Annotated in this window: 11 protein-coding genes; 3 read left to right on the plus strand and 8 right to left on the minus strand. The window is 73.9% G+C overall.

Annotated features, from left to right (window positions below; genetic code table 11):
• Positions 1–16 precede the first annotated feature (16 nt).
• From ACZ4M5_RS16730 to ACZ4M5_RS16750, 5 genes are read right to left on the minus strand one after another with little or no spacing between them, the layout of a single operon-like run.
• Entirely contained in the window at positions 17–5,647 is a 5,631-nt protein-coding gene (locus tag ACZ4M5_RS16730; RefSeq protein ID WP_467738016.1) for a type I polyketide synthase, read from the minus strand.
• Complete coding sequence (locus ACZ4M5_RS16735) at positions 5,638–8,793, minus strand: type I polyketide synthase (protein WP_467737394.1); 3,156 nt, start codon at positions 8,791–8,793, stop codon at positions 5,638–5,640. Before ACZ4M5_RS16735 ends, ACZ4M5_RS16730 begins: the two co-directional genes overlap by 10 nt.
• Before the next feature lie 55 nt (positions 8,794–8,848).
• Complete coding sequence (locus ACZ4M5_RS16740; RefSeq protein ID WP_467737396.1) at positions 8,849–9,589, minus strand: thioesterase II family protein; 741 nt, start codon at positions 9,587–9,589, stop codon at positions 8,849–8,851.
• Positions 9,586–10,836: a cytochrome P450 gene (locus ACZ4M5_RS16745; RefSeq protein WP_467737398.1), complete on the minus strand. Its 1,251-nt coding sequence runs from the start codon at positions 10,834–10,836 to the stop codon at positions 9,586–9,588. Before ACZ4M5_RS16745 ends, ACZ4M5_RS16740 begins: the two co-directional genes overlap by 4 nt.
• Complete coding sequence (locus tag ACZ4M5_RS16750) at positions 10,833–11,054, minus strand: phosphopantetheine-binding protein (RefSeq protein ID WP_398107144.1); 222 nt, start codon at positions 11,052–11,054, stop codon at positions 10,833–10,835. The genes ACZ4M5_RS16745 and ACZ4M5_RS16750 overlap by 4 nt, the downstream gene beginning before the upstream one ends.
• Positions 11,055–11,500: 446 nt before the next feature.
• On the opposite strand from ACZ4M5_RS16750, the gene ACZ4M5_RS16755 reads away from it, so the two are divergent.
• The 3 genes from ACZ4M5_RS16755 to ACZ4M5_RS16765 all read left to right on the plus strand — a co-directional run bounded on the left by ACZ4M5_RS16755 (position 11,501) and on the right by ACZ4M5_RS16765 (position 14,571).
• Complete coding sequence (locus tag ACZ4M5_RS16755) at positions 11,501–13,003, plus strand: FAD-dependent monooxygenase (protein ID WP_467738018.1); 1,503 nt, start codon at positions 11,501–11,503, stop codon at positions 13,001–13,003.
• 178 nt (positions 13,004–13,181) lie between these two features.
• Positions 13,182–13,679: a toxin-antitoxin system HicB family antitoxin gene (locus ACZ4M5_RS16760; RefSeq protein WP_467737400.1), complete on the plus strand. Its 498-nt coding sequence runs from the start codon at positions 13,182–13,184 to the stop codon at positions 13,677–13,679.
• A 49-nt stretch (positions 13,680–13,728) separates the two neighbouring features.
• Positions 13,729–14,571, plus strand: a complete 843-nt coding sequence (locus tag ACZ4M5_RS16765; protein WP_467737402.1) for a DUF4097 family beta strand repeat-containing protein — start codon at positions 13,729–13,731, stop codon at positions 14,569–14,571.
• A 15-nt stretch (positions 14,572–14,586) separates the two neighbouring features.
• Here the strand turns inward: ACZ4M5_RS16765 and ACZ4M5_RS16770 are convergent, their stop codons facing one another.
• From ACZ4M5_RS16770 to ACZ4M5_RS16780, 3 genes are all read right to left on the minus strand, one after another.
• Positions 14,587–15,813 carry a cytochrome P450 gene (locus ACZ4M5_RS16770; protein WP_467737404.1) on the minus strand — a complete coding sequence of 409 codons (1,227 nt, stop codon included), beginning with the start codon at positions 15,811–15,813 and terminating at the stop codon, positions 14,587–14,589.
• 218 nt (positions 15,814–16,031) lie between these two features.
• Entirely contained in the window at positions 16,032–16,790 is a 759-nt protein-coding gene (locus ACZ4M5_RS16775; RefSeq protein WP_467737406.1) for a thioesterase II family protein, read from the minus strand.
• 61 nt (positions 16,791–16,851) lie between these two features.
• Positions 16,852–20,742, minus strand: a complete 3,891-nt coding sequence (locus ACZ4M5_RS16780) for a non-ribosomal peptide synthetase (RefSeq protein WP_467737408.1) — start codon at positions 20,740–20,742, stop codon at positions 16,852–16,854.
• Between the last annotated feature and the right edge of the window lie 4 nt (positions 20,743–20,746).

Consider the following 20,746-nt stretch of genomic DNA (forward strand, 5'->3'; position numbering starts at 1 on the left):
GTCGTCATGGCTCTCCCTAGCCGAGTTCCTGGTCCAGCAGCGCGAGCAGTTCGCCCGCCGAGGCCGAACTGATCCGGTCGGCGATGCCGGCCGGTGCCGCGGCGCCCGCCAGTGAGCGGACGCGGCCCTGCAGTTCGCCCAGGAGCGTGGAGATGGTGCTCCGCTCCTCGGCGTCGAGTTCGAGGAAGGCGTCCTGGAGCCGGGCCCCGAGGCCCTCGATCTCCTGGGCCAGGTGGGCGGCCGGGGACTGCGCCGCCGGTTCGCCGGGTGCGATCAGCTCGGTCAGGAACCGGGCGAGTGCGCCGGGGTTGGGGTGGTCGAACACGAGCGTGGCGGGCAGTTTCAGGCCGGTCGCCGCGGCCAGTCTGTTGCGCAGCTCCAGCGCGGTGAGCGAGTCGATGCCCAGTTCTCTGAAGGCCACCGAGGGGCCGATCCGCGCCGGGTCGGCGTGTCCGAGGACGGCGGCGGTCCGGGTGCGGACGGCGTCCAGCAGTGCCGCCTCGGCGGCGTCGGGCGGCAGCGACGCCAGGGTCGGGGCGAGCGGTCCGTCGGCGCCCGCTGCCTCGTCCCGCGGGGTGGCGGGTGTGCCGGTGAGGCCGCGCAGCAGCGGCGAGCCGAGGTGGCCGGCCCGGGCGGTCAGGTCCAGCCGTGCGGGTACCAGTACCGGCTCGCCGTCGGCCCGCACGGCCGCGTCGAACAGGGCGAGGCCCTCCTGCGAGGACATCGGCAGCACGCCCTGGCGGTGCAGGCGCCCCAGGTCGGTGTCGTCGAGGCCGGCGCTCATCTCGCTGCGCTGCGCCCAGAAGCCCCAGCACAGGGCCGTGGCGGGCAGGCCGTCGGCGCGGCGGGCCTGGGCGAGGCCGTTGAGGAAGGCGTTCGCGGCGGCGTAGTTGGCCTGTCCGGCGGTGCCGAGGACGCTCGCGACCGAGGAGAACAACACGAAGGCGGACAGCCGCAGCGGCCGCGTCAGTTCGTGCAGGTACCAGGCGCCGCGCACCTTCGGGGCGAGGACGGCGTCCAGGCGTTCGCCGGTCAGCGCCTCGACGACTCCGTCGTCCAGCACGCCGGCGCAGTGCACGACGGCGGTCAGCGGGTGCTCGGCGGGCACGGCGGCCAGCAGCGCGGCGACGGAGTCGCGGCTGGTGACGTCGCAGGCGGCGATGTCGACGTGTGCGCCCGCGCCGGTCAGTTCCGCGGCCAGTGCGGCGGCCTGCGGTGCGGCCGGTCCCCGCCTGCTGGTCAGCAGCAGACGCCGTACGCCGTGCCGGTCGACGAGGTGGCGGGCGAGCAGGGCGCCCAGGCCGCTGGTGCCGCCCGTGATCAGCACGGTCCCGGTGCCGAGGGCTGGGACGTCGCCCGGCCGGTGGCCGCCGTCGGCCCGGGCCAGCCGGGGGGCGGCCGGGACGCCGGCACGCAGGGTGAGCTGGTCCTCCCCGGTCGCCGTCAGCGCGGGCAGCAGGGCCCGGGACGCGGCGTGGTCGTCGGTGTCCACGAGGGTGAACCGGCCCGGGTTCTCGGTCTGCGCGCTGCGTACGAGGCCCCAGACGGCGGCCGCCGCGGGGTCGGGGCGCGTCGGGGCCGCGTCGGCGAACGCGCCCCGCGTGACGACGACCAGCCGCGAGGCGGCGAAGCGGTCGTCGGTCAGCCACTGCCGTACCCGGTCGAGCACCTGGTGCAGGACGCGTTCGACGGCGGCGGGGGTGTCCTCGCCGTCCGGCTCCGCGCCCTCCACGGTGGTGACCACGACCGGCGGCACGGGGCCGGCGGCGGTGAGCGCGTCGAGGCCGGCGAAGACCGCCGCGCCGGGTACGGGGAACGCGGGAGTGCCGAGCACCGCGCACGCCCCGGCCGTCACCCCGGCCGAGACGGGCACCGGCGCGAAGGCCAGGCGGAACAGCGCGTCCTGGCGGTCGAAGCCGAGCGCGGTGAGCTGCTCGACGTCCGCGGGGCGCAGCGTCAGCGACGCGATGCCGCCGAGGGGGGCGCCGCGGTCGTCGGCCAGGGTCAAGGACCACGTGTTCTCGCCCGCCGGTGCGAGCCGGACGCGCAAGCCGGCCGGCCGGCCGGCGCCGAGCCGGATGCCGGTGGCGCGGTACGGCAGCCGGCCCTCGGGCCGGGCGGCGTCGACGCTGCCGCCCAGGCCCGCCGGGAGCAGCGCGGCGTGCAGCAGCGCCGGGTGGATCCGGAAATGGTCCTGGCCGGTGCCGGCCGCGGCGGCGGGCAGTTCGGCCTCTGCGAACAGCGTGTCGCCCTGGCGCCAGACGGCCTTCAGGCCCCGGAGCAGGGGGCCGTGGCCGAAGCCGAGAGCGGCCAGCCGGGCGTACTCCTCCTCGAACGGCACCGGGGCCGCGCCCGGCGGGGGCCAGGCGGTGAGGGAGTCCTGGCCGGGGGCCGGGGCGCCGGCGGTGCCGACGGTGCCGACGGCGTTGCGGATCCACTCCGGCTCCCCGTCACCGCGTGAGTGCACGCTCACGGTGCCCGTGCCGTCGAGCACGACGCGGATCTCCCGCTCGCCCGTGCGGGGCAGCACCAGCGGGGTCCCCAGGGTGAGTTCGTCGACGGTGTCGTGCCCGGCCTTGTGCGCGGCCCACGCCGCCAGTTCCACCAAGACGGTCGCCGGCACCAGATGGGCGCCGTGGACGACGTGTTCGGCGAGCCAGGGCTGACGCTCCAGCGACAGGCGTCCGGCGCCGGCCACTCCCCCGCGCCCGGTGTCGGCGGGCAGGTCGACCACGGCGTCGAGCAGCGGGTGGTCCGAGGTGGCGCCGGCGGTGGTCTCCTGAGGGGTGGCCAGCCAGTAGCGGTGCCGCTGGAAGGCGTACGTGGGCAGCTCGGCCCACCGGCCGTCCCGGCCCGGGAAGGCCGCCTGCCAGGACACCGAGGCACCCGCCACGAAGGCCTCGGCCGCCGACCGGTACAGCCGGCCGAGGCCGCCTTCCTCGCGGCGCAGGGAGCCCACCACGAAGCCGGTGGAGCCCAGGGTGGTGTCGAACATCTCCTGGATGTTCATCGCGAGCAGCGGGTGCGGACCGAGTTCGACGACCGCGCTGTCGGGCTCCTGCCCGACCAGGCGTCCCATGGCGGTCGCGAACTGCACCGGCTCGCGCAGGTTGCGGTACCAGTAGTCCGCGTCCAGCGCCCTCGGGTCGATCGGGCCGCCGGTGACCGTGGAGTAGATCTCGACCGGCGTGGGCGCCGGCGTGATGCGGCCCAGTTCCCGGGGGAGCCGCCGCGCGAAGCGGTCCATCAGCGGCGAGTGACCGGGGACGCTGGACTTGATCAGATGTGCGCGGGCACCCTCGGCCCGGCAGGCCGCCACCAGTGCCTCCACGGCCGCGGTCTCGCCGGAGACCGTCGTGGAGCCGGGCCCGTTCACCGCGGCGATGCCGATCCGGGCCTCCTGGCCGGCCAGCAGTTCCCGCACGCGTTCCTCGGGCAGCAGGATCCCGGCCATGCTGCCCTGTCCGGCGACGGTGGCCAGCAGCCGTGACCGCAGGGCCACGATCCTGGCCGCGTCCTGGAGGGTCAGGGCCCCGGCGATGTGGGCGGCGGCGATCTCGCCCTGGGAGTGGCCGATCACCACGTCGGGGGTCACACCCAGCGACTGCCACACCCGGGCCAGCGACACCATCACGGCGAACAGCACCGGCTGGACGACGTCGATGTCCTCCAGGTCGGCGGAGTCGGGTCCGCCGCACACGGTGTCGACGAGCGACCAGGACACGTACGGCCGGAGCGCCTCGGCGCAGGCGCGCAGCTGCTCGGCGAAGACCGGGGAGGTCTGCCACAGCTCCCGGCCCATCGCGACCCACTGACCGCCCTGGCCGGGAAAGACGAACACCGTCTTGCCGACGGGCCGGGCGACGCCGGAGACCGCGGCGGCGGAGCCGGCCTCCTCGCCCGCCGCCACGGCGGTCAGTGCGGCGAGGAGGGCGTCGCGGTCGGCGCCGACGACCACCCGGCGGTGCTCGAACAGCGAGCGCGTCGTGACCAGCGCGTGGCCCACGTCGGACGGGCTCAGGGAGGGGTCCGCGGCGACGTGCTCGCACAGCCGCCGCGCCTGCTCGCGCAGCGCATGCTCCGATCGCGCCGACAGCACCCAGGGCACCACGCCCGGCTCACGCGTGAGGTCCCGGCCCTGGCCGAAGACCTCGCGGCCCTCGGCGGGCCCGGCAGGCTCAGCGGGCTCGGCGGGCTCGGCGGGCTCGGGTGGCTGCTCCAGGATCAGGTGCGCGTTGGTGCCGCTGATGCCGAAGGACGACACGCCGGCGCGCCGGGGCCGGTCCGCCGGCGTGGTCCACGCGCGTGCCTCGGTGAGCAGTTTTACCGCCCCGGCCGACCAGTCCACGTGCGTGGAGGGACGGTCGACGTGCAGGGTGCGGGGCAGGACCCCGTGGCGCATCGCCATGGTCATCTTGATGATGCCGCCGACGCCGGCCGCCGCCTGCGTGTGGCCGATGTTGGACTTCAGCGAGCCCAGCCACAGCGGGTGGTGCGCGTCGCGTTCCCGGCCGTAGGTGGCCAGCAGCGCCTCCGCCTCCAGCGGGTCGCCCAGCCGTGTGCCGGTGCCGTGCGCCTCGACCGCGTCCACGTCGGGGGCCGTCAGCCCGGCGTCGGCGAGGGCCGCCCGGACGACGCGCTGTTGCGCCAGGCCGTTGGGTGCGGTCAGTCCGTTGGACGCGCCGTCCTGGTTGACCGCGGAGCCCCGGACGACCGCCCAGACGCGGCGGCCGTTGCGCAGCGCGTCGGAGAGCCGCTCCAGGACCAGCACGCCCGCGCCCTCGGAGAAGCCGGTGCCGTCGGCCGCGTCCGCGAACGCCTTGCAGCGCCCGTCAGCCGACACACCGCGCTGCCGGGACAGTTCCACGAACATCCCCGGGGTCGGCAGCGTCGACACGCCCCCGGCCAGCGCCAGCGTGCACTCCCCCGACCGCAGGGAGCGCACGGCCTGGTGGACGGCGACGAGCGACGAGGAGCAGGCGGTGTCGATCGAGACCGCCGGTCCCTCCAGCCCCAGTACGTAGGCCACCCGGCCCGAGGCCACGCTGAGGTGTGTCCCGGTGAGGGTGAAGCCCTCGACCTCGCCGGCGGCGCCGCCGCCCATGCGGGGGCCGTAGTCGACGCCGTAGACGCCGGTGAAGACCCCGGTCGGGGAGCCGCGCAGGGCTGCCGGGTCGATGCCGGCCCGCTCCAGCGCCTCCCACGAGGTCTCCAGCATCAGGCGCTGCTGCGGATCCATCGCCAGCGCCTCGCGGGGGCTGATGCCGAAGAACTCCGCGTCGAAGGCGGGCAGTTCGTGGAGGAACCCGCCCGTGCGTGTGTAGGTCTTCCCGCGGGCCGCGGGGTCCGGGTCGTACAGCGCCTCGGTGTCCCAGCCGCGGTCGGAGGGGAAGTCGCCCATCGCGTCCACACCGCCGGACACCAGGTCCCACAGGTCCTCCGCGGAGGTCACCCCTCCGGGGAAGCGACACCCCACCCCGACGACCGCGACGGGCTCGTGCGCGGACTCCTCCAACTCGCGCACACGCTCGCGCAGTTGCTGCGCGTCGCCGACGGCGCGACGCAGATAGGACCGGAGCTTGTCGACATCCTCCACCAGGGCCTCCCCCTTGTCGTTTGCTGGGTCGAACGGTGCTGCTACACGTATCCGCGGTCGATCAAGGCGTACAGATCGTCGTCACTGCGGCCCTCCGGAGGTTCTTGTTCGTGCGCCGGGAGCCGGGCCGGGGCGGCCGGCTGCACCGGCCCGGGCTGGTGCGTGGGCCGGGGTTGCGGCGGTTCGGGCCGGGCCGGTGTCCGGAGGGAGAACAGGTGGCGGGCCAGTTCGCGCGGTGTGGGGTGGGTGAACGCGACGGTGGCCGGCAGGCGTACCCCGCTCGCCGCGGTGAGCCGGTTGCGCAGCGCCACGACCATCGAGGAGTCGAAGCCCAGGGCCTTGAAGGTCTCGCCCGCCCGCGCCGCCAGGTCGGCCCCCGTCAGCGGTGTCCCGGCGTCCTTGGCGCTCAGCAGTGCGGCCGTCTCGGCGCACACCAGCGCACGGACGGAGGTCTCCGAGGCCAGGTCCGGTCCTTCGGCGGGCGCGCCGGGGGTGGCGGTGGCGTCCGGCGCGGTCAGCCAGTACCGCTGCCGCTGGAAGGGGTAGGTGGGCAGGGCGACCCGGCGCGGGCGGGCCGCGGAGAACACCGTCGGCCAGCTCACCGGCACACCGCGCACGTGCAGTTCGGCCGCCGACGTGAGGACCTTGGCGGTGCCGCCGTCGTGCTTGTTCAGGGTGTGCACCACCAGGGGCGGGCGTTCCAGGGTGTCGGCGGTCTCCTCCATCGCCACCTGGAGCACGGGGTGCGGACTGACCTCCACGTACACACCGCCGCGCTCGCGCATCAGGGCGGAGACGACCTCGCCGAACCGTACGGTCGAGCGCAGGTTGTCGTACCAGTACGCCCCGTCCAGCAGGCCGGTGTCGATGCGCCCCGCGGTGACCGTGGAGTGGAACTCCACCGGCGTCCGCCGCGGTGCGACGTGCGCGGCGGCGGCGAGCACCTGGTCGCGTATGCGCTCGACCTGGTGGGAGTGGGAGGCGTAGCCGACCTTCATGCGGCGCACCCGTACGCCGTCGGCGGCGGCCTCGGCGGCGAACTCGTCCAGAGCCGGCAGGTCCCCGGAGACGACCACGGAGGCCGGCCCGTTGACGGTGGCCACGGACAGCCGCCCGGGCCACCGGGTCAGCCGCCTGCCGACCTCGGCGAGGGGCGCGGCGACTGCGCTCATGCCGCCCTGGCCCGCCAGCGCGCCCAGGGTGCGGCTGCGCAGGGCGACCAGCCGGGCGGCGGCCTCCAGGCCGAGCGCGCCGGACGCGCAGGCGGCGGCGATCTCGCCCTGCGAGTGGCCGACCACCGCGTCGGGGACCACGCCCAGGGACCGCCACACCCGGGTCAGGGACACCATCATCGCGAACAGCGCCGGCTGTACCACGGTGTCCCGGCCCTCCAGCGGGGGCGCCGTCGGCGCGCCGGTCACCAGATCCCGCAGCGACCAGTCGAGCCATGGCTCGAGCGCCTGTGCGCATTCGTCGATCGCGCGGGCGAAGACCGGTGATTCGGCGTACATCTGCCGTCCCATGCCCAGCCACTGCGAGCCCTGGCCGGGGTAGACGAAGACGACCGGCCCTTTCGGCCCGTCGGCCACGCCGCGTACGGCGCGTGCCGGGTCGCCGCCGTCGGCCAGCAGGCCGAGGCCGGACAGGGCTTCGTCGCGTCCGGCGCCGAGCACCACGGCCCGGTGCGCGAACGCCGTGCGGGTGGTCAGCAGGGAGTGCCCAACGTCGGCCGCCGTCAGTGACGGGTCGCCCGCCACGCGGTCGCGCAACCGGGCCGCCTGCTGCCGCAGGGCCGCGTCGGAGCGCGCCGACAGCACCCACGGCACCACGACGGGGACGGCGGAAGCCGCACCGGCCGTCTCGGCCGGGCCGGCGGCCTCGGCCGAGTGAGCGGGGGCCTCCGCCGGAGTGGCGGGGGCCTGTTCGAGCAGGACGTGGGCGGTGGTGCCGCCCATGCCGACCGAGGTGACGCCCGCGCGTCGCGGCCGCTCGGGGGTGCCCGGCCAGGGGCGCGCGGTGTGCAGGACCTCGAAGTCGTCGTGGAAATCAGGGACTTCGGGGTTGGGGGTGTGGAAGCCCGGGTGCGGGACCAGGTGGGCGCGGTCCAGGCAGAGCGCGGCCTTCACAAACCCGGCGAGGCCGGCGGCGGGCTCCAGGTGACCGACGTTGGCCTTCACCGAGCCGATCACCAGGGGGCGGTCGCGACCGGTGCGCCGCGCCACCTGACGCAGACCGGCGAGCTCGGCCGGGTCGCCGCGCCGGGTGCCGGTGCCGTGCGCCTCGACGTACTCGACGTCGTCGAAGTCGACGCCCGCACTGTGCAGGGCGGACAGCACGGCCGCCGCCTGCCCGGTGGGGCTGGGGTCGGGCATCCGGGAGGAGGCGCCGCCGCTGCCGACACCCCAGCCGCACACCACGGCGTGGACGTGGTCGCCGTCGGCGAGGGCCCGGTCCAGGCGCTTGAGCAGGACGAACGCTCCGCCCTCGCCGCGTACGAAGCCGTTGGCCCGCGCGTCGAAGGGGTGGCAGCGGCCATCGGGAGACAAGGCGCCCAGGTTGGCCAGGCCCAGTCCCGCCTCGGGATCGGCGATGACGTGCACGCCGCCGGCGAGCGCCGTGTCGACCGCGCCGCTGCGGATCCGTTCGCAGGTCAGCGCCAGCGACACCAGCGAGGAGGACTGGCCGGAGTCCGCGCACAGGCTCATGCCGCGCAGGTCGAACAGGTGCGAGATGCGGTTGGCGATCAGCGCGCCGCCGGAGCCGAGGACGGCGTAGTGGTCGTCCCGGTCGCTGCCGGCCAGTTTGCGCAGCAGGTCGTAGCCGGACGGGGCGGCGCCGACCACGACGTCGATCTCCCGGCCCGCGAGTGCCGAGGCGGGGACGCCCGCGTTCTCCACGGCCTCCCAGGCCAGTTCCAGCCCCAGCCGCTGCACGGGGTCCATGGCGGCCGCCTCGGCCGCGGACGTGCCGAAGAACTCGGCGTCGAAGCCGTCGACGGCGTCCAGGAACGACCCTGCCTCGACGGTGGCGGCGTCCGGGTGGGGCGTGCGTCCGGGCAGGACCTCCCGGTGGCCGGGGAACCTTCCGATGGTCGACCCGCCGTCGAGCAGCAGGCGCCAGAACTCCTCGATGTCGCGCACTCCGGGAAAGCGGCACGACATCCCGATGACGGCGATGTCGGTGGCTGCGCCACTCATACGATGTCCTTCCGGTTCCCTCGGTGTGGGGCTCTGCGGGGCGCTCGTGGTGCGCTCATCGCCGGCGGCGGGTCAGCACGTCGCGCAGCCGGTCCGGCGCGTCCATGAAGTCGTAGTGGCCGCCGTCGACGGAGACGAACTCGACGCTGTCGGCGTAGTGGCGCCAGCCCTGGAGCCGGTCGAGGCCGACGTCGGGGTCGTCGCGCCAGTGCAGGACGACGACGGGGCAGGGCACCGGGACCGGCTCGGTGCGCCGGTAGGCGGCCGCGGCGGCGTGGTCGCGCAGCAGCACCGTCAGGCCCAGGTCGACCATGTCCGGCCGCGGCTCGATGCCCCGGCCGCGCAGGAACGTCTCCACCTCGGCGCGCAGTCCGGCCTCGGTCATCGACAGCATCCGGTCGCCGGCGGCGTCGTGCGGCGCGGGCTGACCGGAGACGAACAGGCAGGCGGGCGCGGGCAGTCCGGCAGCGGCGAGCTTCAGGACGGTCTCGTAGGCGGGCAGCGCACCTGCGCAGTGCCCGAAGAGCGCGTACGGCTCGTGCACATACGGGCGCAGCGCCTCGGCGAGGCCGGTGGCGAGGTTGTCGTAGGTGCCGTAGTGGGGATGGGCCAGCCGGTTCTCGCGGCCGGGGAACTGCACCGGGCAGAACTCGGCGTCGCCGAGCGTGGCCGGCCAGGCGCTGAAGGCGGAGGCCCCGGACCCGGCGAAGGGCAGGCCAAAGATCCGGGCGGCGTGGCCGGGGGCCGGCGGCCGGACGAACCACGGCGAGGCGACGGTGGTGGGGCCGGAGGTCATGGCGTGTGCCGTTTCTGGGCGGTGATGGGCAGGTGGGTCATTCCGGCGATGAAGTACGACCGCAGGTGCTGCGGTTCGCCGGCGAGCTCGATCGAGTCGAAGCGCCGGAGCAGTTCCTCGAAGAAGACGCGCAGGGTGAGCCGGGCCAGCGGGGCCCCGATGCAGAAGTGCGGCCCGAATCCGAAGGCGGCCTGGCGCTTGGCGTTGGCGCGTGTGATGTCGAAGGTGTGCGGGTCGGCGAACTGGGCGGGGTCCCGGTTGGCCGAGCCGATCCAGGCGACGACCGCCCCACGGGCCGGGATGGTGCCCCCGGCGATCTCGACGTCGTCGACCGCGTACCGCATGAAGTTGCACGCGGCCGAGGTCCAGCGCAGGCCTTCCTCGACGAGGTTGGGGATCAGCGTGGGGTCGGCCTGGGCCTTGTCGAACTGCTCCGGCCGTTCGACGAGGGCGTGCACCGTGCCGGAGACGGTGTGCGGGGTGGTGACGTTGGCGCCCAGCAGGATGCTGTAGCCGTCGAGGGCGATCTCCTCGTCGGACAGGGGCGTGCCGCCGGGGCGGACGTTCATCAGGTGGTGCAGAAGGCTGTCGTCCTCGAAGCCGGACGCGCGCCGGGTGCGCACCCACTCGCGTACGTAGGCGACGAGTTCGTGGTGGGCGATGGCGAGGGTGGCGGCCTCGCTGCCGGTCAGGAAGTGCGGGTCGGAGGGGGCCGTCACCATCGCGGTGAGCTGGATGAGTTCGGCCCAGTCTCGCTCGGGGATGCCCAGCAACGGGCCGGTGACCATGGCGGGCAGGAGCAGGGCCTGCTCGGCCAGGTCGAAGGGCTCGCCGTCCAGGGCCGGTTCCAGGAAGCGGACGATCGTGCCCCGGATGGAGTCCTCCCAGGACTTCACCGCCCGCGCGGTGAGCTTGGAGCCGAGCGGGCGGCGGACCTCGGTGTGCCGCGGCGGGTCGGTGGAGGTCAGCAGCACGCCGGCCGCGACGTCGTCCGTGCCGAGGTGGGTGGGGACCGTGCCGCGCTCGGAGGTGAAGGCACGATGGTCGCCGAGGACGCGGCACACGTCGTCGAAGCGGGTCACCGACCAGAACTCCCGCCCATCGGGCAGGACTTGGTGGTGCAGGGGGGCTCGATCGCGCAGGACGTCCCAGACGGCGTGCGGGTCGCCCTCGGTGTACAGATCCAGGTCGAACAGATCGACGTCGTCGAGGTCGATCTCGCGGGCGGGGCCCGGCGTCAGTCTCACGTGCCCGCCCTTCCCTGCTCGATCAGCTCGGCGACCCGGGTGGGGGTGCCCGCGAGGTAGAAGTCGCGCACGGAGAGCCGGACGCCGTGGTCCTGCGTCACCCGCTCGATGATCTTGATGCCGGTGAGCGAGTTCCCGCCCAGGGCGAAGAAGTCGTCCTGGGCCCCGACCTCACGGCCGCCCAGGCACTCCCCCCACAGCGCTGCGATTTCCTGCACGAGGGAAACCGGGGCATTCGAAGACGCGGCTTGCTGCTCCATTGCCATTTCCTTCCTCCGCCGAACTCTTTTCCGCTGTCCCGCCGGCGAGACGAAATCCGGGACGGGCCGGGTGAATGGCCGGATCGAGTGTCGCGTAACCGCAGGACCGTTCCCACCGTGCCGGTGGCCTGCCGACTCGCGGCGGCCGGCACGGTTGAGGACGACTCGGCGCGCCTGCAGGCTGACACCCCCGGACCGAACGCACCCAAAAAGACGTCCCGCCGGCGGGACCGGACGGATGGGACGTGATGCGCCGTCTCGAGGCGTGCCGGAACACCGCTCGACACGCGGTGGAAAAGCAGTCGACCCGCAGGGAAAAAGCAACGGACCGGCTGAGCCGGGGCGCGGGCAGAAGCCTGTCCGCGAAATGCGAAAAGGGGGCAGACGACGTGGAGAACACCGGCATGGACGCGGACGTGGTCATCGCGGGCGCGGGGCCGACCGGCCTGATGCTCGCCTGTGAACTGCGCCTGGCGGGAGCCGAGGTGGTGGTCGCCGAGCGGCTCGCGCAGCGCACGGGTGAGTCGCGCGCCGGCGGCATCCACTCGCGCACCCTGGAGGTGCTCGGCCAGCGCGGCGTGCTGGACCGCTTCCTGGCCCAGGGCGCTCTGCAGCCGGTGGGCCACTTCTCGGGGCTTTATGTGGACTTCGACGAGTCCGAGTCCCGCCACCCGTATCCGCTGATGATCCTCCAGTCCGATGTCGAACGGCTGCTGGAGGAGTGGGCGGGCGAGCTGGGTGTGCGCATGCGCTGGTCGTCCCCCGTCTCCGGTGTGCGCCAGGACGACGACGGGGTGACGGTCGAGTTGGGCGCCGGGGACGCGCACCGCACCATGCTGCGTGCCCGCTACCTGGTGGGGTGCGACGGCGGGCGCAGCACCGTGCGCAAGCTGGCCGGCATCGACTTCCCCGGCACCGAGCCGACGATGACCGCGCTGATCGGTGACGTCGAACTCCCCGACCTGCCCGAGGACTACGTGTGGGTGCGGCGCCGGCCGGCCGGCGACTACTCGGCGATCGCCTTCGAGCCCGGCTGGTACCGGGTGATCACCTCCGAGTACGACCGCGTGCCCGGCCGCGACGAGCCGGTGACGTTCGAACAGCTGCGGCAGTCGCTGATCAGGGTGGCGGGCACCGACTTCGGCATGCGCAACCCCCGCTGGGTCTCCCGTTTCACCGACGCCGCCCGGCAGGCGGCCCGCTACCGCTCGGGCCGGGTGCTGCTCGCGGGCGACGCGGCGCACATCCACTTCCCCGCCGGCGGCCAGGGGCTGAACACGGGAGTGCAGGACGCGGTGAACCTCGGCTGGAAGCTGGGAGCGGTGGTGCGCGGCCAGGCGCCGGAGAGCCTGCTGGACAGCTACCACGCCGAGCGCCACCCGGTCGGCGAACGCGTGCTGCACAACACCCGCGCCCAGTCGGCGCTGGTACGTCCCGGCGCCCAGACGGACGCGCTGCGGGAGGTGTTCGGCGCGCTCATGGTCTTCGACGACGTCAACCGCCATCTGCGTCACATGCTCAACGCGCTCGACATCCGCTACCCGACCGGCGGGGATCACCCGCTGGAGGGCCGCCGGGTCCCCGACGCCGACCTCGCCGCCGGCGACGGCCCGTCCCGCGTCCACGAGCTGCTGCCCGCAGCCCGGCCGGTCCTTCTGGACCTGTGCGGCAGCACCGAGGTGGCGGCGGTCGTCAAGGGCTGGGCCGACCGCGTGGACCTGGTGGAGGCGCACGGCGCGGACACGCACTGGGTCGTCCCGGGCGTCGGGGAGATCGACGCGCCGGATGCGCTGCTGATACGCCCCGACGGCCACGTGGCGTGGGCAGTGGACCCCGATCGCGAACCGGACCTGTACGCACTGCGTACGGCCCTGGCCACCTGGTTCGGCCCGGCTCTGCGGGGCTAAAAGCGTACGCAGGGCGTACATGCGGCGTACTGCCAGGTGCCCCCCTCACGTACGTCAGGCGTACGTAGGGGTAAGGGGACGCGCTCGCGGTGACCGGCCGCCATGCTCGGGTCTGCTTCGGGTCCCGCCGCAGCTCACACGCTTGCACATGGCGCCACAGCGGTGCCAACATGACGTCATGGACCTCTCGCCGTACGTCGACACCCTCCGCCGCGAGCTCGCGGTGGCCGCCGAGGCCGGCGGGGACGAGGCCCGGGAGCTGGCCCGGCGGCTCACGGCACCGCTGGAGTCGGCGGCCCGGCTGACCATGCTCGGCGTGCTGTCCGCCGCGATGGACGAGGTGACCCGCGAACTCGCCCCCGGCTCCGTCGATGTGCGGCTGCGCGGGCTCGATCCGGACTTCGTGGTGACCCCGCCGCCCGCGGACGTGCCGGCCGAGCCGGCCGCGTCACCGGCCGCACCGCCCGAGGGCGACGAGAAGGGCACCGCCCGCATCAACCTCCGTCTGCCCGCCCACCTCAAGGCCCGCGCCGAGGAGGCGGCGTCGCGAGAGGGCCTGTCGGTCAACGCGTGGCTGGTGCGTGCCGTGTCGGCCGCGGTGGACGGCGGCGCGCGGCCGCGCACGGCGGACCGGTCCCGCACCGTCGGGCAGAGCTTCACGGGCTGGGTGCGCTGAGCGCTCCCGCACCCCGCCACGCCACCCACCCCCACCAGACGGGACTGCCATGCCCACCTTCGACACCCTCGAGGCGATCTCCGTCAGCGCGCGCGTGGAGGCGGGATCGATCCAGTTCGCCGCGAGCCGGCGCGCCGACACCGTCGTCGAGGTGCGGCCCCGCGATCCGGAGAAGGACCTGGACGTCCGCGCGGCCGCCCAGACCGAAGTCACCTGTGTGGACGGCCTGCTGACCCTGCACACCCCCAAGTCCGGCCTGTTCGGCCGTACCGGCACCGTGGACGTGACCGTCGACCTGCCGGCGGGCTCGCACATCGACCTGACCGGCGCCTGGACCCAGGTGTTCGGCGAGGGCCGGCTCGGCGAGGTGAAGGTGAGGACCTCCTCCGGTGACGTGCGTCTGGAGGCCACCGGCGCGCTGACCGTCACCGCCTCCCACGGCTCGGTCGCCGTCGAACGGGTGGAAGGGGCGGCCGGGATCAGCACCAGCTCGGGCAGTGTGCGCGCGGGGCTCCTGGACGGTCCCGCCGTCGTGAAGAACTCCCACGGCACGACCACGGTCGGCGCCGCCACCGGCGAGCTGCGCGTCAGCGGCGCACACGGCGACATCGACATCGCCCGCGCCGAGGACTCCGTCACCGCGACCACCGCGCACGGCACCGTCCGGCTGGGCGAGGTGGTGCGCGGTACCGTCCGGCTGGAGACGGGGACCGGCGCCATCGAGGTGGGCGTCCGGGCGGGCACGGCGGCCTGGCTCGACGCGCACTCCGGTTCCGGCCAGGTGCGCAACACGCTCACCGCCTCCGGGGCGCCGGACGGCGTCGAGGACACGGTCACGATCCGCGCGCGCTCCCGCCACGGCACCATCGACGTGCACCGCGCCCGGTCCTGACCGCGGCCGGGCCGCTCAGGGCGCGGTCCGGGTCCAGGTGACCGGGAGTGCGTGGACGCCGTAGATGTTCATGTCGGTCCTGAGCGGCACCTCCCGGGCGGGAACGGCGAGTCGGAGCGTCGGGAAGCGGCGCAGCAGTCCGCCGAAGCCGGCGCGCATCTCGATGCGGCCCAGTTGCTGGCCCAGGCACTGGTGGACGCCGTGGCCGAAGGCCAGGTGCCCGCGGGCCTTGCGGCGCACGTCGAGGGTGTCGGGGTTCTCGAAGCGGCGGGGGTCGCGGTTGGCGGCCAGCAGGGAGACCACGACGGTGGACCCCTCGCCGACGGTCTCCCCGCCCAACTCGATGTCCTCGGTGGCGTAGCGGTAGAAGATGTCGGCGACGGACAGGTAGCGCATGAGTTCCTCGACGGCGTCCGGCATCAACTCCGGCTCCGCGCGCAGGGCGGCGGCCTGGTCGGGGTGCTCCAGCAGCGCGAAGGTGCCCAGCGCGAGCTGGTTGACGGTGGTCTCGTGGCCGGCGAGCAGCAACAGGAAGGCGCAGCCGGTCAGTTCCTCGACGGTGAGGTCGTCCTGGCGGGCCAGGTCGGACAGGATGTCCTCGCCGGGTTCGGCGCGCTTGCGCATGACCAGTTCGGCGAGGTACCCGGTCATGGCGCCGTACGCGGCCATCTTCGCGTCGAGCTCCTGGTCGCGGACGAGGAACTCGGCGGTGTTGCTCTGGAAGGTGGCCCGGTCCGCGTAGGGGACACCGAGCAGTTCACAGATGACCAGTGAGGGCACCGGCAGCGCGAACTGCTCCACCAGGTCGACCGGCGGGGTCAGGCGCGCCAGCGTCTCCAACTGCCGCTCGGCGACGTCGGTGACGTGCTCCTGCAGTTCCTTAATCCGCCGGGCGGTGAAGGCGCCGGTGAGCCTGCGCCGCAGCCGGGTGTGGTCCGGCGGGTCCATGGCGATGAACATGCCCGGGATCTGCGGGGAGGGTTCGGTGGGCACGGGCATGCCGGGGACCTCGTAGGGCACGTGCAGCACGCCGAGGTCCTGGCGGGAGCTGAACCGGTTGTCGGCGAGGAGCCGGCGGGCCTCCTCGTAGCCGGTGACCAGCCAGCCCTCGTGGCCGTCGGGGAAGCGCAGCGGGCTGACCGGCCGGGCCGCGCGCAGCCGGGTGAGTGCGCGGGGCGGGTCGAAGGGACCCGCGTCCCGCTCCATGGGCAGGCCGTCGGGGACGGGAACCGTCTGGCTCATCGGGTTTCCTCTCGCAGCACGGCTGGGGGCACCGGCCGAAGCCGGTGACTCCACCATGGCACACCCGTGATGCCATGCCGAGCCATTCTGGCCCCACAGCGCTGCGCGCGACGGCGTCGCGCGGGGTCACCGCGCGTGAAGCAGCAGGCCGTCCCGGGAATGCGGCCCACGGGGCAACATGTCTGGTTTTCGCCCGGGTCGAGGACTCTCGCGGCCCGTCATGGGCCTGCCGGGGCGCTGACACGGCGCTCGCCCGTGCACTGCGCCTCGATCACGTCCAGGACCTCCGAGCCCAGGTCGACCAGGTACATGTGGTCACCGGGCAGCTCCGCGTAGCTGAAGGCGCCCGTGGTGGCCGCCTGCCACCGGCGGGCTTCCTGCGCGGTGACCAGGCCGTCGTGGTCGCCGCGCAGGGCGGTGATCGGCACGGACAGCGGCTCGTCGGTGCCGGGCAGGTACGCCTCGTGCATCTCGCAGTCGGCCTGGAGCGTGGGCAGGATCAGTTCCCGCATCTCGGGGTGGTCCAGTGCCTCGTGACGGAAGCCCGCGAACTCCTCGACGCGGGCGAGGAACTCGTCGCCCCGAAGGCCGGCCGCGCGCCGTTCGCGCTGCGTCCACGGGTCCGGCGAGCCGCTGACGACCAGCCGCTCGACGGGCACGCCGCGTGCGGTCAGCAGGTGGGCCAGCTCGTAGGCGAGCACCGCGCCCAGGCTGTGGCCGAACAGCACGGCCGGCGTCCCCTCACCGAGATCGGCGACGACGCCGTCGATCTCGCCGCGGGCCGCCTCGACGACGTTGCGGTACGGCGTCTCCAGCAACCGCCGCTCCCGGCCCGGCAGTTCCACCGAGGTCACCCGCCAGCGGCCGGCCGCCAGGGCCTGCCACGGGTGGAAGAACGACGGCCCCGCCCCCGCGAACGGCACGCACAGCAGCGCGGCCCTCTCCCCTTGTCCCGCGGACGCACCGGGCTCCCTCACTCCGACCAACTCCCGTCACTTTCACGTTTGTTCACTGATAGGGGGCGCAGGCGGGCCATCGCTACGCCAGCTTGCCGTGCAGGACCTGGAACATCTCCGCCACGGGTCCGGGCATGTGCATCTCGTGGTGGGTGACCGCCACGTCGTGCACCTCCAAGGTGCCCTGGACGTGGGGCCGCCACAGGTGTGCGTACGAGGTGTCCTCGAGGGTGGCGTTGAAATACACCACGTCGCCGCGGTAGACGGGCGACTCGAAGTCCATCATCAGGGCGGTGTTGTTGGCCAGGATCTTCGACATGGTGTCCAGCAGCTGCCGGCGGTTGCCCGTGCGGATGTACTGGCTGAAGTCGTCCTCCAGCTCCGCCCGGAAGTCCGAGGAGTCCTTGCCGGCGTGCACCTGCTCGAAGCCGTGCCCGCCCGGCTGGGCGTCCAGGACGGCCACCAGGGCGACCTCGTGGCCGCGCCGGTCCAGGGCGTCGGCCACGGCCTGGACGACGGAGCCGCCGTAGGACCAGCCGATGAGGTTGAACGGGCCCTCCGGCTGGATCTCGAGGATCCGGGCGACGTAGTCCTCGACCATCTCCTGCACGGAGCCGGCCGGTTCCTCCACGCCGTCGCTCCCGCGGGACTGCAGCGCGTAGGCGGGCCGGTCCGGCAGGTGCAGCACGAAGCTGTAGTACGCCCAGCCCAGGCCGCCGCCCCCGTGGAAGAACCACACCGGCTTCTTGCCCGTGCCGGGGTCGTCGTTCAGCGGCAGGACCACCGCGAAGGAGTCGGCGCCGTCGTCGGGGATGCCGCCGGCCAGCATCAGCGCGGCCAGTTCGGCCACCGTGGGGTAGCGGATGATCGTCCGGATGGGGATGTCGATGTCGAACCGGTCGCGGATGCGGACGCTGAGCCGGGTGGCCAGCAGCGAGTGCCCGCCCAGGGCGAAGAAGCCGTCGTCGACGCCGACCCGGTCGAGGCCGAGCAGTTCGGCGAACAGTTCGCACAGCGCGCGCTCGTAGGCGTTGCGCGGCTGCCGTCCGGCGGTGGTCACCGTCGTGTCCTCGGTGGGCAGGGCCCGCTTGTCGAGCTTGCCGTTGGAGGTCAGCGGGATCTCCGCCAGCGGGATCACCGTGGAGGGCACCATGTAGTCGGGCAGGCGGGTGCGCAGGTACTTCGTCAGTTCCTCGCCGGTGACGGCGGCTTGGGCCTCGGGCACGGCGTAGCCCACCAGGCGCTTGTCTCCGTCGGGCAGTTCGCGGACCAGGACCACCGCCTGCGCCACGTCCGGGTGGCCGGCCAGCGCGTGTTCGATCTCGCCCGGCTCGATGCGGAAGCCGCGGATCTTCACCTGGGAGTCGGCCCGGCCGACGTAGCGCACGTGGCCGTCGCGGCCCCGGCGCACCAGGTCGCCGCTGCGGTACATCCGCTCCCCCGGCTCGCCGAAGGGGCAGGCCACGAACCGTCCGGCGGTCAGACCCGGCCGGCCGTGGTATCCGCGGGCCAGTCCGTAGCCGGCCACGTACAGCTCGCCGGTCACGCCGGCGGGCACCGGCTGCAGATAGGCGTCCAGCACGTACGCGCGCAGGCCCGGCACGGCCGGGCCGATCACGCCGGCGCCGTGGCGCGCGGCGCTGTGCTCGTCCAGGTCGAAGCGGGTGACGTGCACGGTGGTCTCGGTGATGCCGTACATGTTGACCAGCACCGGCGCGTCGGAGGCGTGGCGCGAGTACCAGTCGGTGAGACGGTTGACGTCCAGGGCCTCGCCGCCGAACACCACGTAGCGCAGCGCCAGGTCCCGGCCCGGGGCGTCGGCCTCGGCCCGGGCGAGCTGGTAGAAGGCCGAGGGGGTCTGGTTGAGGACGGTGACCCGCTCGCGGGCGAGGAGCTCCAGGAAGTCGGCCGGGGAGCGGGAGACGTCGTAGGGCACCACGACCAGGCGTCCGCCGTGCAGCAGCGGGCCCCACAGCTCCCACACGGAGAAGTCGAAGGCGTAGGAGTGGAACAGGGTCCACACGTCGTCGGCGCCGAAGCCGAAGTCCCGGGTGGCGGTGAACAGCCCGACCACGTTGCGGTGCGGGACCGGTACGCCCTTGGGGCGGCCGGTGGAGCCGGAGGTGTAGATGACGTACGCCGGGTGCGCGGGGCGCAGGGCGGTGCGGCGCTCGGCGTCGCCGAGGTCGGCGGTGGACTCGCCGTCGAAGGCCCCGGCGTCGTCGAGGTGGACCAGGGGGAGGTCGTGGGCGAAGTCCTGTGCGGCGTCGGTGCCGTCGGTGGTGAGCAGCAGGACGGGGTCCGCGTCGGCGACGATGTGGGCGATGCGGTCGGCCGGGGAGTCGGGGTCGATCGGCAGGTAGGCGCCGCCCGCCTTGAGCACCGCCAGCAGCGCGACGACCAGGTGCGCGGAGCGCTCCAGGCAGACCCCGACCAGGGACTCCGGGCCGACGCCCCGGGTGAGCAGGTGCCGCGCGAGTTGGTTGGCGCGGGCGTTCAGCTCCCCGTAGGTGAGGGCGGTGTCCTCGAAGACGACGGCCGTCTCACCGGGCCGCTGTGCGGCCTGGCGCTCGAACAGCTCGACCAGGGTGGCCTCTTCGACCGGGTCGCCATCGGCGTTGACCTCCACCAGCAGCCGCTCGCGCTCGGCCGCGTCGAGTACGTCGACGTCGCCGACGCGCAGGTCCGGGTCGGCGGCGAACTGCCCCAGCACCCGCACCAGCCGGGCGGAGATCTCCTCGGCGGTGGCGCGGTCGAACAGGTCGGTGGCGTACTGCAGGTCGCCGCGCAGCGCGCCCGCGGCGTCCACGGCGAGGAAGAACGTCAGGTCGACCATGGCGGTTGAGGGGATGGCCTGCTCGAAGCGCATCTCCAGGCCGGGCAGGGTGAGGTCGGGCTTGTCGTAGCTCTGCCAGGAGAAGATCACCTGGAACAGCGGCTGGTAGGCGGCGGAGCGGTCGGGGTTGATCGTCTCGACCACCACGTCGAACGGCACGTCCTGGTGCTCGTAGGCGTTCAGCGCCTTGTCGCGCACCTGCGCCAGCAGGTCGGTGAAGCGCGGGTTGCCGGACAGGTCGGCGCGCAGGACCTGGGTGTTGACGAAGCATCCGATCATGTCGGTCAGCGCCTCGTCGGTGCGTCCGGCGATGGGCGAGCCGATCGTCACGTCCTCACCGCCGCCGAGCCTGCCGAGCAGCACCGCCAGCGCGGACTGCACGACCATCGACAGGCTCATCCCGCGCTCGTCGGCCAGCCGTTGGAGCCCGGCCGCGACCTCGCGCGGCGCCTCGATGGCGACCGTGTCGCCGTCGGTGCCGGCCTCCGCGGGCCGCGGGCGGTCCAGGGGCAGGTCGAGCGGCTGCGGCACGCCCGCGAGTTCCTTGCGCCAGTACTCGATCTGCGCCGCCGCGAGACTGCCCGGGTCGCTCACGTCGCCGAGGACCTCGCGCTGCCACAGCGCGTAGTCCTTGTACTGCAACGGCAGGGGTTCCCAGGCCGGGGCCCGGCCGTCCCGGCGTGCGGTGTACGCCGCGACCAGGTCCCGCATCAGCGGGGCACTGGAACTGCCGTCGGAGGCGATGTGGTGGATGACCAGGACGAGGACGTGTTCCGTCGGCGAGCGGCGCAACAGGGTGGCTCGGAAGGGCAGTTCGGTCGTCAGATCGAAGCGGTGCGCGACGGCTTCCTCGACCCTGGCGGGCAGTTCCCCGGCGGTGACCTCGCTCACCGGCACCCGCAGCGGTGCCCCGTCCGCCGGCCGGATCCGGGCGTACGGTTCGCCGGCGTCGTCGGTGCCGTAGGTGGTGCGCAGGATCTCGTGCCGCTCGACCACGTCGTGGAGCGCCGCGACCAGGGCGTCCTGGTCCAGGGTGCCGGTCAGCCGGAACGCCGCCGATATGTTGTAGGTCGCCGCTCCCCGCTCGAGTCTGTGCAGCAGCCACATGCGGCGTTGGGCAAAGGACAGCGGAATCATCGCT

This window comes from Streptomyces sp. NPDC026246, assembly GCF_055567995.1.